Source organism: Enterobacter chuandaensis, assembly GCF_039718975.1.
In the GTDB taxonomy this organism is placed as follows: domain Bacteria; phylum Pseudomonadota; class Gammaproteobacteria; order Enterobacterales; family Enterobacteriaceae; genus Enterobacter; species Enterobacter chuandaensis.
Genome location: NZ_CP097173.1, coordinates 4,276,167 through 4,291,495 on the forward strand (window position 1 = coordinate 4,276,167; position 15,329 = coordinate 4,291,495).

The 15,329-nt window shown below is 57.4% G+C and carries 12 protein-coding genes; 8 read left to right on the top strand and 4 right to left on the bottom strand.

Annotated elements, in window-relative coordinates; translation table 11 throughout:
• Nucleotides 1-182 precede the first annotated feature (182 nt).
• The 5 genes from greB (at nucleotide 183) to feoC (ending at nucleotide 6,196) form a co-directional block, all read left to right on the top strand.
• The gene (greB, locus tag MX657_RS20670; protein ID WP_014885539.1) at nucleotides 183-656 is read left to right on the top strand and encodes a transcription elongation factor GreB; all 474 of its coding nucleotides are present in this window, start codon (nucleotides 183-185) and stop codon (nucleotides 654-656) included.
• 86 nt (nucleotides 657-742) lie between these two features.
• Complete coding sequence (locus MX657_RS20675) at nucleotides 743-3,070, top strand: Tex family protein (protein WP_217480400.1); 2,328 nt, start codon at nucleotides 743-745, stop codon at nucleotides 3,068-3,070.
• 300 nt (nucleotides 3,071-3,370) lie between these two features.
• Nucleotides 3,371-3,598 (top strand): ferrous iron transporter A, encoded by a 228-nt coding sequence (gene feoA / locus MX657_RS20680; protein WP_008503050.1) that lies wholly within the window; start codon nucleotides 3,371-3,373, stop codon nucleotides 3,596-3,598.
• Between the two features lie 30 nt (nucleotides 3,599-3,628).
• Nucleotides 3,629-5,947, top strand: coding sequence for a Fe(2+) transporter permease subunit FeoB (gene feoB / locus MX657_RS20685; protein ID WP_346806643.1), 2,319 nt, complete (start codon nucleotides 3,629-3,631; stop codon nucleotides 5,945-5,947).
• 12 nt (nucleotides 5,948-5,959) lie between these two features.
• Nucleotides 5,960-6,196: a [Fe-S]-dependent transcriptional repressor FeoC gene (feoC, locus tag MX657_RS20690; protein WP_047743474.1), complete on the top strand. Its 237-nt coding sequence runs from the start codon at nucleotides 5,960-5,962 to the stop codon at nucleotides 6,194-6,196.
• A 33-nt stretch (nucleotides 6,197-6,229) separates the two neighbouring features.
• Here the strand turns inward: feoC and MX657_RS20695 are convergent, their stop codons facing one another.
• Together MX657_RS20695 and bioH are read right to left on the bottom strand one after the other, a co-directional pair.
• Entirely contained in the window at nucleotides 6,230-6,499 is a 270-nt protein-coding gene (locus MX657_RS20695; protein ID WP_023309499.1) for a YdgH/BhsA/McbA-like domain containing protein, read from the bottom strand.
• Between the two features lie 111 nt (nucleotides 6,500-6,610).
• Nucleotides 6,611-7,384: a pimeloyl-ACP methyl ester esterase BioH gene (gene bioH, locus MX657_RS20700; protein WP_346806645.1), complete on the bottom strand. Its 774-nt coding sequence runs from the start codon at nucleotides 7,382-7,384 to the stop codon at nucleotides 6,611-6,613.
• 36 nt (nucleotides 7,385-7,420) lie between these two features.
• Between bioH and gntX the strand changes: the two genes are divergently transcribed.
• From gntX to gntT, 3 genes are all read left to right on the top strand, one after another.
• Entirely contained in the window at nucleotides 7,421-8,104 is a 684-nt protein-coding gene (gene gntX, locus MX657_RS20705; RefSeq protein ID WP_080329049.1) for a DNA utilization protein GntX, read from the top strand.
• Nucleotides 8,105-8,165: 61 nt separating this feature from the next.
• Nucleotides 8,166-8,741: a Fe-S biogenesis protein NfuA gene (gene nfuA, locus MX657_RS20710; protein ID WP_003861601.1), complete on the top strand. Its 576-nt coding sequence runs from the start codon at nucleotides 8,166-8,168 to the stop codon at nucleotides 8,739-8,741.
• A 307-nt stretch (nucleotides 8,742-9,048) separates the two neighbouring features.
• On the top strand, nucleotides 9,049-10,365 hold the full coding sequence (gene gntT / locus MX657_RS20715; RefSeq protein ID WP_119916340.1) for a gluconate transporter: 1,317 nt from the start codon (nucleotides 9,049-9,051) through the stop codon (nucleotides 10,363-10,365).
• Between the two features lie 111 nt (nucleotides 10,366-10,476).
• Here the strand turns inward: gntT and malQ are convergent, their stop codons facing one another.
• Both malQ and malP read right to left on the bottom strand, forming a co-directional pair.
• Nucleotides 10,477-12,555 carry a 4-alpha-glucanotransferase gene (gene malQ / locus MX657_RS20720; RefSeq protein WP_346806648.1) on the bottom strand — a complete coding sequence of 693 codons (2,079 nt, stop codon included), beginning with the start codon at nucleotides 12,553-12,555 and terminating at the stop codon, nucleotides 10,477-10,479.
• A gap of 9 nt (nucleotides 12,556-12,564) precedes the next feature.
• Nucleotides 12,565-14,958, bottom strand: coding sequence for a maltodextrin phosphorylase (gene malP / locus MX657_RS20725; RefSeq protein WP_346806650.1), 2,394 nt, complete (start codon nucleotides 14,956-14,958; stop codon nucleotides 12,565-12,567).
• Between the last annotated feature and the right edge of the window lie 371 nt (nucleotides 14,959-15,329).

Below are 15,329 nucleotides of genomic sequence, written 5' to 3' on the forward strand. Positions count from 1 at the left end.
AAAAAAGTGCACGTATTCGACCAGCGAATTCTGGTATAAATTCTAGTCGAAATTGTTACAAAGCATATTTAACAGCAGCTTATCTGCTCATTTCATCACATAAATCATTATTATTCCTGTCTGTTACACTGTGTGGTACGTATTGTGCGCAAAGACAGAAAACCGGCAGCAAAGGCTTCACCATGAAAACGCCCCTGATCACCCGCGAAGGGTACGAAAAACTTAAAAAAGAGATGGATTACCTCTGGCGCGAAGAGCGTCCTGAAGTGACCAAAAAGGTGACCTGGGCGGCCAGCCTGGGCGATCGCAGCGAAAATGCGGACTATCAGTACAACAAAAAGCGACTGCGTGAGATCGACCGCCGGGTACGCTACCTGACCAAGTGCCTCGAAAATCTCAAAATTGTCGATTACTCCCCGCAGCAGGAGGGCAAAGTGTTCTTCGGCGCGTGGGTGGAGATAGAAAACGATGACGGTGATACCCTGCGTTTTCGCATCGTCGGTTACGATGAAATTTTCGGTCGTAAGGATTACATCTCTATCGACTCCCCGATGGCCCGCGCGCTGCTGAAAAAAGAAGTGGGTGACCTGGCCGTCGTTCAGACCCCCGCCGGTGAAGCCAGCTGGTATGTCAATGAGATCGTCTACGTAAAATAGTCCGAGAGCGCCCTCCCCGGCTGGCATTTTGCCATGTCAGCCCGTATAACTATCCCCTGATTTTTGACCCACAAGATGATAAAGCCATGATGAAAGATTCGCTCTGCCGCATTATTGCGGGTGAACTTCAGGCCAGAGCCGAACAGGTAGAAGCTGCCGTTCGCCTGCTTGATGAAGGGAACACCGTGCCGTTTATTGCACGTTATCGTAAGGAAGTCACCGGCGGTCTGGATGACACGCAGTTGCGTAACCTGGAGACCCGTCTGGGCTATCTGCGCGAACTGGAAGACCGACGTCAGGCAATCCTCAAATCCATCGGCGAACAGGGCAAGCTGACCAGCGAGCTGGAAAGCGCCATTAACGGCACCCTGAGCAAAACCGAACTCGAAGATCTCTATCTGCCCTACAAACCGAAGCGCCGCACCCGCGGGCAGATTGCGATTGAAGCGGGCCTTGAGCCGCTGGCCGATCTGCTGTGGAACGAGCCTTCTCACGACCCGGATACCGAAGCGGCGAAATTCATCGACGCCGACAAAGGCGTCGCCGATACCAAGGCCGCTCTGGACGGCGCGCGCTACATTCTGATGGAGCGCTTCGCCGAAGACGCCGCACTGCTCGCCAAAGTGCGTGATTATCTGTGGAAGAACGCCCACATCGTCTCTACCGTCGTCGCAGGTAAAGAGGAAGAAGGCGCGAAATTCCGCGACTACTTCGATCACCACGAACCGATTTCAACCACCCCTTCACACCGCGCGCTGGCGATGTTCCGCGGCCGCAACGAAGGCGTGCTCCAGCTCTCCCTGAACGCCGACCCGCAGTTTGACGAGCCGCCGAAAGAGAGCCACTGCGAGCAGATCATCATCGACCATCTTGGCCTGCGCCTGAACAACGCCCCGGCGGACAGCTGGCGCAAAGGCGTGGTGAGCTGGACCTGGCGCATCAAGGTGCTGATGCATCTGGAAACCGAGCTGATGGGCACCGTGCGCGAGCGCGCCGAAGATGAAGCGATTAACGTCTTCGCCCGTAACCTGCACGACCTGCTGATGGCTGCCCCTGCGGGCCTGCGCGCCACCATGGGTCTCGATCCGGGCCTGCGTACCGGCGTGAAGGTCGCAGTGGTTGACGGCACCGGCAAGCTGGTGGCGACCGATACCATTTATCCGCATACCGGGCAGGCAGCGAAAGCCGCCGTCGTGGTGGCGGCGCTGTGCGAGAAGTACAACGTGGAGCTGGTTGCCATCGGTAACGGCACGGCGTCCCGTGAAACCGAGCGTTTCTACCTCGACGTGCAGAAGCAGTTCCCGAAAGTGACGGCACAGAAAGTGATCGTCAGCGAAGCGGGGGCATCCGTCTATTCCGCATCCGAGCTGGCGGCGCAGGAGTTCCCGGACCTGGACGTTTCCCTTCGCGGTGCGGTTTCTATCGCACGCCGCCTGCAGGATCCGCTGGCGGAGCTGGTGAAGATCGATCCAAAATCTATCGGCGTGGGCCAGTACCAGCACGACGTGAGCCAGACTCAGCTGGCGCGCAAGCTGGATGCGGTGGTGGAAGACTGCGTAAACGCCGTCGGCGTGGATCTGAACACCGCTTCCGTTCCCCTGCTGACCCGCGTGGCGGGCTTAACCCGCATGATGGCGCAGAACATCGTCGCCTGGCGCGATGAGAACGGCCAGTTCCAGAACCGTCAGCAACTGCTGAAGGTAAGTCGCCTGGGGCCAAAAGCCTTTGAGCAGTGCGCGGGCTTCCTGCGCATCAACCACGGCGATAACCCGCTGGATGCTTCCACCGTTCACCCGGAAGCGTACCCGGTGGTGGAGCGCATTCTGGCCGCCACCCAGCAGGCGCTGAAAGATCTTATGGGCGACAGCGGCGCGCTGCGCAACCTGAAAGCGGTGGATTTCACCGACGACAAATTTGGCGTGCCAACCGTCACCGATATCATCAAAGAGCTGGAAAAACCGGGCCGCGATCCGCGTCCAGAGTTTAAAACCGCGACCTTTGCTGACGGCATCGAGACCATGAACGATCTCCTGCCGGGCATGGTGCTGGAAGGTGCGGTGACCAACGTCACCAACTTCGGCGCGTTTGTCGATATCGGCGTGCACCAGGACGGTCTGGTGCATATCTCATCCCTCGCCGACAAGTTCGTTGAAGACCCGCACACCGTGGTCAAAGCGGGCGACATCGTGAAGGTGAAAGTGCTGGAAGTGGATCTGCAGCGCAAGCGTATCGCCCTGACCATGCGTCTGGACGAGCAGCCGGGCGATACCAACGCGCGCCGTGGCGGCAACGGCGGTGGCCGCGAGCAGCAGCGTCCGGCAGCGAAAGCCAAACCACGCGGACGTGACGCACAGCCTGCGGGCAACAGCGCAATGATGGATGCGCTGGCGGCGGCGATGGGTAAGAAACGCTAAGGCAACACCCCCCTCACCCTAACCCTCTCCCCAAAGGGGAGAGGGCCGGGGTGAGGGAAAAATTATATCGTAAAATATGAAACCGATTGCATATCCATATTTAAACCACGAATTATCACCTCGTTAACAAATACCCTTCTTTTTATTTTCACCTCAATTCCGTAAATATTGAGCAAGGTCAAGCAGACCGCAAATTAATACGATTAACAACATCCGGTCACATTTTTATTATTGCTGATAAAAACTATTCTCATTATCATCGCAGTGTAGATTATTTAACCTCTCGTGGAATCAGGCATTATGCAATTCACTCCAGACAGTGCATGGAAAATTACCGGTTTTACCCGAGAAATTAGCCCAGCCTATCGGCAAAAGCTGCTGTCGCTGGGCATGCTGCCGGGCTCGTCATTCCAGGTCGTACGCGTGGCGCCGTTAGGCGATCCTGTTCATATCGAAACCCGACGCGTCAATCTGGTTCTGCGTAAAAAAGACCTCGCATTAATAGAAGTCGAAGCCTTATCCCGATAACAAGCCAGCGGTTTCAGTGAGTCTAAAAAAATGAAAAAGTTAACTATTGGCTTAATTGGCAATCCTAATTCCGGCAAGACAACGTTATTTAACCAGCTGACGGGGGCGCGTCAGCGCGTCGGCAACTGGGCGGGCGTGACGGTTGAACGTAAAGAAGGCCAGTTCACGACAACGGACAATCAGGTCACCCTGGTTGACCTTCCCGGCACCTACTCCTTAACCACGATTTCGTCCCAGACTTCGCTCGATGAGCAGATCGCCTGTCATTACATTTTGGGCGGCGACGCGGATCTGCTGATTAACGTCGTTGACGCCTCCAACCTCGAGCGAAACCTTTACCTGACGCTGCAACTGCTGGAGCTGGGGATCCCCTGCATCGTGGCGCTCAACATGCTCGACATTGCGGAAAAACAAAAGCTGCGTATCGACGTCGATGCGCTCTCCGCGCGCCTGGGCTGTCCGGTGGTTCCGCTGGTCTCAACGCGCGCTCGCGGTATCGACGCCCTGAAGCTGGCGATTGACCGTCACGCGGGAAACCGCGACGTTGAGCTGGTGCACTACGCCCAGCCCCTGCTGCGCGAAGCCGATCTGCTGGCGCAGGAGATGGACAACAGCATGCCTGCGAAACAGCGTCTGTGGCTCGGCCTGCAGATGCTGGAAGGGGATATCTATAGCCGCGCCTATGCCGGACATGCGGCAGATAAGCTGGACGTGGCCCTCGCCCGTCTCAGCGACGAGCTGGACGACCCGGCGCTGCACATCGCCGATGCGCGCTACCAGGCCATTGCCTCAATTTGCGACGTGGTCAGTAACGCGCTTACCGCAGAACCCAGCCGCTTTACGGCGGCGGTGGATAAGATTGTACTTAACCGCTTCCTCGGTTTGCCGATCTTCCTGCTGGTGATGTACGTGATGTTCCTGCTCGCCATTAACATCGGCGGTGCGCTGCAGCCAATTTTTGACGCGGGTTCCGTCGCCGTTTTCGTACACGGTATTCAGTGGGTAGGTTACACCCTGCACTTCCCGGAATGGTTAACCATCTTCCTCGCCCAGGGGATCGGCGGCGGTATCAACACCGTGCTGCCGCTGGTGCCGCAGATTGGCATGATGTATCTGTTCCTCTCGTTCCTGGAAGATTCCGGCTACATGGCGCGCGCCGCCTTCGTGATGGACCGCCTGATGCAGGCGCTGGGCCTGCCGGGTAAATCCTTCGTCCCGCTGATCGTCGGCTTCGGCTGTAACGTGCCGTCGGTAATGGGCGCGCGCACCCTGGATGCGCCGCGTGAACGCCTGATGACCATCATGATGGCGCCGTTTATGTCCTGCGGTGCCCGTCTGGCAATCTTTGCGGTCTTTGCCGCAGCCTTCTTTGGTCAGCAGGGCGCGCTGGCGGTCTTCTCGCTGTACGTGCTGGGCATCGTGATGGCGATCCTGACTGGTCTGATGCTCAAGCACACTATTATGCGCGGTGAAGCGTCACCGTTTGTAATGGAGCTGCCGGTCTATCACGTTCCGCATCTGAAAAGCCTGGCGATCCAGACCTGGCAACGCCTGAAAGGCTTCGTGCTGCGCGCCGGTAAGGTGATTGTCATCGTCAGTATCTTCCTGAGCGCGTTGAACAGCTTCACCCTCACCGGTCAGGCGGCAGACAACATCAACGACTCTGCCCTTGCCTCCGTCAGCCGCGTCATCACGCCGGTCTTCAAACCGATTGGCGTGCAGGAGGATAACTGGCAGGCGACCGTGGGACTGTTCACTGGTGCGATGGCAAAAGAGGTGGTTGTCGGGACGCTGAACACGCTCTACACCGCAGAGAACATTCAGGAGCAGGAATTTAACCCGGCGGAGTTTCACCTCGGTGACGAACTGCTGAGTGCCGTTGAGGAAACCTGGCAGAGCCTGAAAGACACCTTCAGCCTGAGCGTGCTGGCGAACCCGATTGAGGCCAGCAAAGGCGACGGCGAAATGGCGACCGGTGCCATGGGCGTGATGGGCGAGAAGTTTGGCAGCGCGTCTGCGGCCTACAGCTACCTCATCTTCGTTCTGCTCTATATTCCGTGCATCTCGGTGATGGGGGCGATTGCCCGCGAGTCCAGCCGCGGCTGGATGGGCTTCTCCATCTTGTGGGGGCTGGATATCGCTTACTCGCTGGCGACGCTGTTTTATCAGACCGTTAACTTCAGCCAGCACCCGCGCTACAGCCTGGTCAGCATCCTGGCGGTCGTCCTGTTTAACGTAATTGTAATTGGCCTGCTGCGCCGGGCGCGGAGCCGCGTTGATATTAACCTGCTGGCAACGCGTAAAACCCCAACCACCTGCTGCAACAGCCCGGCTGGCGACTGTCACTAAGGGGGAAAACAGATGGCATCGTTGATTCAGGTTCGTGACCTGCTGGCGCTTCAGGGGCGGATGGAGGCAAAGCAGCTCAGCCTCAGCCTGCATACGCCGCAGCCGATGATCGATGCCATGCTGGAACGCCTGGAAGCGATGGGTAAAGCCGTGCGGATACAGGAGGACGCGGAGGGTTGCCTCTCCGGCAGTTGTAAAAGCTGCCCGGAAGGAAAGGCCTGCCTCAGGGAGTGGTGGGCACTGCGCTAACAAAGCCGGGCATTGCTGCCCGGCTTTATCGTATTACTTATAGACGTCCGCAGTAGCGCGAACGTTTTTGGTCTGTTTTTCTGCGCTGGTGACGACGTAGTATGTCCCGCCCAGCTCATCCGCTTTCTTCGACAGCTCTTTTCTTGCGTCCATCGGCGCGGTGGTGTCAGACGTAGAAATCTCACCAATTTTCGTCAGATTCATCCCGGCAACTTTATCTTTTTCCAGCTCTTTCGCTGCAAAGACGCCAAATGACAGTGACCCAATAACCAGAGAAGTGACAATACCTGTAACAAGTTTCATAGCCTGACTCTCCATAGGATTGTTGTTTTGATTATCGTAGGCAGAACAACCGCAACGACATCTGGAGTATGGTTGCGGTGTGTTACTTTTTCCAGGCTGGATAGAAAATAATCAGTCTAAACGTTGACTTAACGCAACAAGCGCTGAACAAAATTCAACCGGATGGGAGATAAACGGCGCATGTGCGGCTTTGGCAATGACCTGTGATTCGCTGTCCGGCCAGAGGGAATCCAGTAATGGAACCACTTTGCGCGGTACCAGCCCGTCGAGATAGCCATAGATGCGCAGGTGCGGCAGGGTCAGCCCGGCCAGCGGCTCACGCAGGTCAACCGTTTTCAGGATCTCCAGCCCTCCGTTAAGCACGTCAATGTCCGGCATCGGCAGGGAAAGTACCACCTGTTTCAGCGCTCTGGCATCCTGGCGCGCGGTTTCGGTGCCCATCGTCTGCAAGGCGAGGAATCGCTCGACGGTCCGCTGGAAATCGTCGCTCAGCTGCTGCTGAAAGCCCGCCAGAACCTCAGGTTTGATGCCGGGCCACGCCTCTTGCGCGCTAAAGCATGGCGACGAGGCCACGGTGACCAGCGCCTTTACGCGCTCGGGCCTGGTGAGCGCAATCTGGCTTGCCACCAGCCCGCCCAGACTCCAGCCCAGCCAGATGGCATTTTGCGGCGCGGCGTCCACAACCTGTTGCGCCATCTCATCAAGCGACATCGCGCCAAAGCCGCGGCTGCGACCGTAGCCCGGCAGATCGACCAGATGTAACGTAAAGTGCGAGGCAAGTTCCTCGCTTATGCAATGCCATACTTCCGCATTCAGGCCCCATCCGTGCAGCAGCACAAGATGGCAATTTCCTGTCCCTACGGTCTGCCACCACAGCGTCTTCATCAGTTACTGTTCTCTTTTTTCACATGGAGGTTGCACATGCTAACAGTGCCTGGCTTGTGCTGGCTATGCAAAATGCCGCTTGCCCTCAGCGCGTGGGGCGTCTGTTCCGTCTGCACGCGCTCGCTGGAAAGGCCAATCACTCGCTGCCCACAATGCGGTTTATCGGCGACACACCGCGATTTACCCTGCGGTCGCTGCCTGAAAAAAAACCCGCCGTGGAGCGCGCTGGTGGCCGTGGATGATTATGTTCCGCCGCTGAGCGGGCTGATTCACGCCCTGAAGTTTTCCGGCCAGAGTTCGCTGGCGCAGCCCCTTGCCCGCCTGTTACTGCTGGCGGTTTTGCAGGCGCGACGCGCCCGCGCTCTGCCGAAAACCGATATGGTGGTGAATGTTCCCTTATACCGACGCCGGCACTGGCGGCGCGGCTATAATCAAAGCGACCTGCTCTGCCGCCCTCTCGCCCGGTGGCTGGGCTGTCGCTATGATGCCAGCGCACTTACGCGCGTGCATGCCACCGCCATCCAGCACCAGCTCAACGCCCGGCTTCGCAAAAGAAACCTTAAAAATGCCTTTCGCCTTGAATTGCCGGTCCACGGCCTCCATATCGCCATCGTGGATGACGTCGTCACCACAGGCAGTACCGTTGCTGAACTTTCCCGACTGCTTTTGCAAAGCGGCGCCGCGTCGGTTCAGGTATGGTGTCTGTGCCGTACCTTGTAGCCCTTCTTCAATGGGCGTATGATTATACCCAGGTAATTTAGTCAACTATTAGGCCAAAGCTATGATCCGTATTTCCGATTCTGCACAAGCGCACTTTGCCAAACTGCTGGCAAATCAGGAAGAAGGGACGCAGATCCGCGTGTTTGTGATCAATCCAGGCACTCCGAATGCAGAATGTGGTGTCTCTTATTGTCCTCCGGACGCTGTGGAAGCAACTGACACTGCCCTTAAATTTGAACAGCTCACCGCGTATGTCGATGAACTGAGCGCGCCGTATCTTGAAGATGCGGAGATCGACTTTGTCACCGACCAGCTGGGTTCTCAGCTGACCCTGAAAGCGCCAAACGCCAAAATGCGTAAAGTCTCTGACGATGCGCCGCTGATGGAGCGCGTAGAGTATCTGCTGCAATCCCAGATCAACCCGCAGCTGGCGGGCCACGGCGGTCGCGTTTCCCTGATGGAAATCACCGAAGACGGTCTGGCGATCCTGCAGTTCGGCGGCGGCTGTAACGGTTGCTCCATGGTCGACGTGACCCTGAAAGAAGGGATCGAGAAGCAACTGCTGAACGAATTCCCGGAACTGAAAGGCGTGCGCGATCTGACCGAGCACCAGCGCGGCGAGCACTCTTACTACTAATTCAGTCCCCGTCTGTAATGCCCGGTGGCGCTGCGCTTACCGGGCCGACCTTCCCTTGCTTTCTCCCTCTATATGTTGACCTGCGTCTCATAATTTAAATTTTGCCTCCCTGGGTGATTCTCAACCACGACATGTTACCCGTATCATTCTCGTGGGCACTAAGCACACTCATAACAGCCGACTAAACTAAATAGTTTCCAGGATATCAGTATTAGTGCCGTTAACCACTCTGTTCCCAGTTGGGACAATCGGAAATTGTCGTTGAAACAATGACGTTACCCATAACAATTCAAAGGCCAGGTAAATCATGCCATTAGTCATCGTTGCTATCGGTGTTGTGTTATTACTGCTCTTGATGATCCGTTTCAAAATGAATGGGTTTATCGCTTTGGTTCTGGTGGCACTTGCAGTCGGTCTGATGCAGGGTATGCCGCTGGTTAAAGTTATCAGCTCCATTAAAGCTGGTGTCGGCGGCACGCTCGGCAGCCTGGCGCTGATCATGGGCTTCGGCGCCATGCTCGGTAAAATGCTGGCGGACTGCGGGGGCGCGCAGCGTATTGCCACCACGCTTATCGAAAAATTTGGTAAGAAGAATATCCAGTGGGCGGTGGTGTTAACCGGTTTTACCGTCGGTTTCGCGCTGTTCTATGAAGTAGGCTTCGTGCTGATGCTGCCGCTGGTGTTCACCATCGCCGCCGCGGCCAACATCCCGCTGCTGTTCGTGGGTGTGCCAATGGCTGCAGCGCTGTCCGTAACCCACGGTTTCCTGCCGCCGCACCCGGGTCCAACCGCCATCGCCACCATCTTCCACGCCGATATGGGTAAAACCCTGCTGTTCGGTACGATTCTGGCGATCCCGACCGTGATTCTGGCAGGCCCGGTGTATGCCCGCTTCCTGAAAGGCATTGATAAGCCTATCCCGGAAGGTCTGTACAGCGCCAAAACCTTCACCGAAGAAGAGATGCCGGGCTTTGGCGTCAGCGTCTGGACCTCACTGGTGCCGGTGATCCTGATGGCGATGCGCGCCGTGGCGGAGATGATCCTGCCAAAAGGTCACGCGTTCCTGGCCGTTGCAGAATTCCTCGGCGACCCGGTGATGGCAACGCTGATTGCGGTGTTGATCGCGATGTTCACCTTCGGCCTGAACCGTGGCCGCTCCATGGATCAGATCAACGACACGCTGACCTCATCCATCAAAATCATTGCCATGATGCTGCTGATTATCGGCGGTGGCGGTGCGTTCAAGCAGGTGCTGGTCGATAGCGGTGTGGATAAATACATTGCGGCCATGATGCATGAAACCAACGTGTCGCCGCTTCTGATGGCCTGGTCTATCGCCGCAGTTCTGCGTATCGCGCTGGGTTCTGCAACCGTTGCGGCAATCACCGCGGGCGGTATCGTTGCGCCACTGATTGCCACCACGGGCGTCAGCCCTGAGTTGATGGTAATCGCGGTAGGCTCCGGCAGCGTGATTTTCTCTCACGTGAACGATCCTGGCTTCTGGCTGTTCAAGGAGTACTTCAATCTGACTATCGGTGAAACCATCAAGTCCTGGTCCGCGCTGGAAACCATTATTTCGGTGTGCGGTCTGGTCGGGGTGCTGCTGTTGAATATGGTGGTCTGATGCCATAAGTCGGGTGGCGGCTTCGTCTTACCCGACCTACTCGCTCCATGTAGGCCCGGTAAGCGTAGCGCCACCGGGCAATAAAAAACCCGCCACTGGCGGGTTTTTTTATCACTTCTTCGCGACTGCTTTTCGCCGCTTATCCAAATCCTTAATCAGCCTGTTCACCCCGTCATCGGCAAACATCGTCTTAAGCGTTGTGGACAACTTACGACGCCAGTTCTTGTACTGATAGCTGGTTCCCGGAACGTTCACCGGCTCCGCCATATCGATCCAGTCTTCCGGCTGCAGGCCGAGTAGCGCGCTGTTGCTGTCGGCAATATAGCGCTGCAGACCACGGTTGAGCGTTGACGTCATTGCCATCAGCGAGGCCTTATGTCCGGCACGCTTCGGCAGACAGCCATGCTTATGCAGCGCATCCAGCAGCCCCTGCTTCGCCAGCTCGCGATCCTGATACAGTCCACGCAGAACCTCCTCATCAGGATACAGCCCCAGCGTTTTACCGAGCGTCAGATCGCCGCTTTCCCAATAGCCACGAAGCGTAGGAAGGTCATGCGTCGTCGCGACTGCCATTGACTGTTCAGGGTACGCTTTCGGCGCGCGGAAGGTTTTCTCATGGTCGTTTTCAAAATAGAGCACTTTGTAGGAGTAGACGCCGCTGTCGCGGAGCTTACTGACAATTTCCACCGGCACAGTACCGAGATCTTCACCGATCACCATGCACTGGTGGCGCTTACTCTCCAGCGCCAGGATCGACAGCAGATCGTCCACCGGATACTGTACATACGCCCCGTGATCGGCGGTTTCACCGTACGGGATCCACCACAGGCGCAGCACGGACATCACGTGGTCGATACGCAGCGCTCCGCAGTTCTGCATGTTCGCGCGCAAAAGGTCGATAAACGGCTCGTAGGCGCGCGCCGCCATCACGTGCGGATCCATCGGCGGCAGGCCCCAGTTCTGACCGAGCGGGCCGAGGATATCCGGCGGCGCGCCGACGGACGCTTTCAGGCAGTAGAGCTCACGGTCGCACCAGGTTTCCGCGCCGCCTTCCGCCACGCCCACGGCCAGATCGCGATACAGGCCGATCGGCATCTTATAGCCCTGGCTCACCTGCCAGCAGGCGGCAAACTGGCTGTACGCCAGCCACTGCAGCCACAGGTAGAAGTCCACCTCGTCGGCATGATTTTTACAGAACGCTTTGACTTCAGGGGTATCCACGGTCTGATACGCTTCCGGCCAGACCGGCCAGCCCCAGCGCATTTCGTCCTCTTTCACCTGATACGCGTGCAGCGCATCAAATGCCGCCTGCCAGTAGAGACTTTCACCTTCCTGCATCACGAACTGGCGGAAGGCTGCCATCTGCTCATCGTCGCGTTTCGCAAAGCCTTTCCACGCCAGACGCAGAGCCGCCATTTTCAGCGCGGTCACGCTGGCATAATCTACCCAGTCCGCATCGCGGGCCTGTTTCAGCATCTGCTGGGTGGTCTCGAGCTTCCACCACGCCTGCGCCTCTTTGCTGTTTTTGAAATCGTCTAATGCGTTAACGTCGATGTAAATCACGTTCAGCCAGCGTCGGGAAGACGGGCTGTACGGGCTGGCACTTTCCGGATTCGCCGGATAGAGCGCGTGGATCGGGTTGAGGCCGATGAACGCGCCGCCGCGCTCACCAACAGATGCCAGCATCTTTTTCAGATCGCCAAAATCGCCGATGCCCCAGTTGCTGTCGGAACGCAGCGTATAGAGCTGCACGCAGGCACCCCACAGCTTTTTGCCTTCGAGCAGCGCCTGCGGCTCATAGCAGCGTTTTGGCGCGACGATCACCCGACAGTGAAAACGCTGTTCGTCCTGGGTGAGCGTCAGGCTGTGATAGCCCTCGGGCAGCTTCGCCGGAAGGTTTAACGTTTTGCCGCCGGTGGCGTGGCCTTTATGCTGATGCCCCTCTTCGGTGGTGAGCAGCCAGCTAAACTCGCCGCGCCCCTCCACCGCCAGCGGCATCTTTTTGCCTGCGGTAAAGACCTTCACGTTGGGCACCGGAGCAACCGACGCTTTCGCGTCGGTTTTGTGCATGGCATCCAGCAAACGTCTTTTGGTGTCCGCACCAATAGACTGCGGTTTGCCGTGCGCGTTGATGTAACTGAGGCTAATTCCCGCCGCCTGCGCGGCACTGTCCAGACGTTTACTCTCCATCGCGCTTCCTTAGCGTTTTGCCTGCCAGATACGGGCCTGATAATCACGGATTGAGCGGTCAGAGCTGAACATGCCGCAGCGCGCGGTGTTCAGAATGCACGCCCGGGTCCACGCCTCCTGGTCGCGGTACAGCACGTCGACCTGTTTCTGCGCTTCAACGTAGGCCGTGAAGTCCGCCATCACCAGGTACGGGTCTCCGCCGTGTTTGTCCATGCTGTGCAGCATCTGGTCAAACGCGTGCTTGTCGCCGTCGCTGTATTTGCCGCTCTCCAGCTCCTTCAGCACCGCATCCAGCACTTTGTCTTTCTTACGCCATTTCACCGGGTCGTAGCCTTTGGCCTTGATGGCTTTCACTTCTTCAACAGTATGGCCGAAGATAAAGATGTTCTCTTCACCGACCTTCTCGGCGATTTCGACGTTCGCACCGTCCAGCGTGCCGACGGTCAGCGCGCCGTTCAGCGCCAGCTTCATGTTGCCGGTACCGGACGCCTCTTTCCCTGCGGTCGAGATCTGCTCGGAGATATCCGCCGCCGGGATCAGCATTTCCGCCGCCGAGACGCAATAGTCCGGCAGGAACACCACCTTCAGCTTGTCGCCCACTTTCGGATCGCTGTTGATCGCCGCCGCTACCTTATTGATGGCGAGTATAATGTTTTTCGCCAGGTAGTAGCCCGGCGCCGCCTTCGCACCGAACAGGAACACGCGCGGCACGCGGTCTGCCTGCGGGTTCTCGCGGATCTCTTTGTACAGCGCCAGAATGTGCAGCAGGTTCAGGTGCTGACGCTTGTACTCGTGCAGGCGCTTGATCTGAATATCGAAAATGGCATTCGGGTTGATCTCAATCCCGGTACGCATTTTCACAAACTCCGCCAGGCGAACCTTGTTCTCCAGCTTGATCGCGCGGTACTGCTCGCGGAATTTCGCGTCGTCGGCCTGTTTTTCCAGGTTGATCAGCTGGTCCAGATCGTTGGCCCACTCTTTCTTCAGGGTCTTATCCAGCAGGCCAGCCAGCAGCGGGTTGCACTGCTTGATCCAGCGACGCGGCGTGATGCCGTTGGTCACGTTATGGAATTTGGTCGGCCACAGCTGGTGGTATTCCGGGAACAGATCTTTCACCACCAGATCGGAGTGCAGCGCCGCCACGCCGTTAACGGCAAAGCCGCTCACCACGCACATGTTCGCCATGCGCACCTGTTTGTCGTGCACCACCGCCAGCTTGGCCCAGACGGCTTTGTCGCCCGGCCAGGTTTTCTCCACCAGCACTTTAAACTGGTCGTTAATCTTGTTGATGATCTGCATGTGGCGCGGCAGCAGCGCTTTCACCAGCTTCTCATCCCAGCACTCGAGCGCTTCCGGCATCAGGGTGTGGTTGGTGTAGGCGAAGGTGCGGCTGGTGATGGCCCAGGCGTCGTCCCAGCTCAGCTGATGCTCGTCGATCAGCACGCGCAGCAGTTCCGGGATGGCGATGGTCGGGTGCGTGTCGTTGAGCTGAATCACTTCGAAGTCCGGCAGTTGCGCCAGCTTGCGGCCCGCCAGGTGGTGGCGACGCAGAATGTCCGCCACGGAGCAGGCGCACTGGAAGTACTGCTGCATCAGGCGTAGCTTTTTACCCGCCAGATGGTTGTCGTTCGGGTAGAGGACTTTGGTCAGCTTCTCGGCGTCGATGCCCTGCTGCTCGGCGCGCAGGAAATCGCCGTCGTTGAATTTGGTCAGGTTGAACGGATGCACGTGCTTCGCCTGCCACAGGCGCAGCGGCTGCGCCACGCCGTTACGGTAGCCAAGCACCGGCAGATCCCAGGCTTCACCGGTAATAGTGAACGCTGGCTCCCAGAGCCCCTGCTTCGTCACTTTCCCGCCGATGCCGACCTGCACATCCAGCTGCGCGTTGTGGCGGAACCACGGGTAGGTATTGCGGTGCCAGTCGTCAGGCGCTTCCATCTGATGGCCGTCGGCAAACGACTGACGGAACAGACCATACTGGTAGTTCAGGCCATAGCCAATCGCCGACTGGCCGACGGTCGCCATGGAATCAAGGAAACAGGCCGCCAGGCGCCCCAGACCGCCGTTGCCCAGCGCCGGGTCAATCTCTTCTTCCAGCAGGTCGGTCAGATTAATGTCGTGCTCTTTCAGCACGTCCCCCACCTCCTGATACCAGCCGAGGTTCAGCAGGTTGTTGCCGGTCAGGCGGCCAATCAGGAACTCCATCGAGATATAGTTAACGTGACGCTGGCCTTTGACGGGCTTCGCCACGGGCTGAGCATCCAGCTGCTCTGCGAGCGCCCCGCTCACCGCCTGCCACCACTGGTGAGGCGTCATTTCATTTGCAGCATGAAGGCCAAAACGCTGCCACTGACGCGTCAGGGCAGCCTGGAATTGAGCTTTGTTGAAGGTAGGCTGTGACATAGGGGATCGGCATCCTTTAGAAAGAAAACACAAGTTAGCGCTAGTGTGCCTGGCTCATTTCGCCTCTTCCTCCTCCCGTGGGGGATTAGACAGGGAGGAGTAGCGGGGATGAGCGTAAAAGTGTGATCGAGGCCACTCAGAGAGCATAGTTTGAGTGTGCCCGGAAGAGGAAAAAGTAACCGGGGAGAATGTCAAAGAAATGAAATGCAGTTTTGGAAGAAATTAATCCACGCGGAAATGATTGCTTACGGAGAATAATATTTCAGCAATCGGGTTCTGCCTAAGGAGATTATTAATCTCACTCAACTTTACCCGAAGTTTATTAAATTCGACGTCATTATCCCTTTCTGAAACCAGTTTCAGCGCAACCG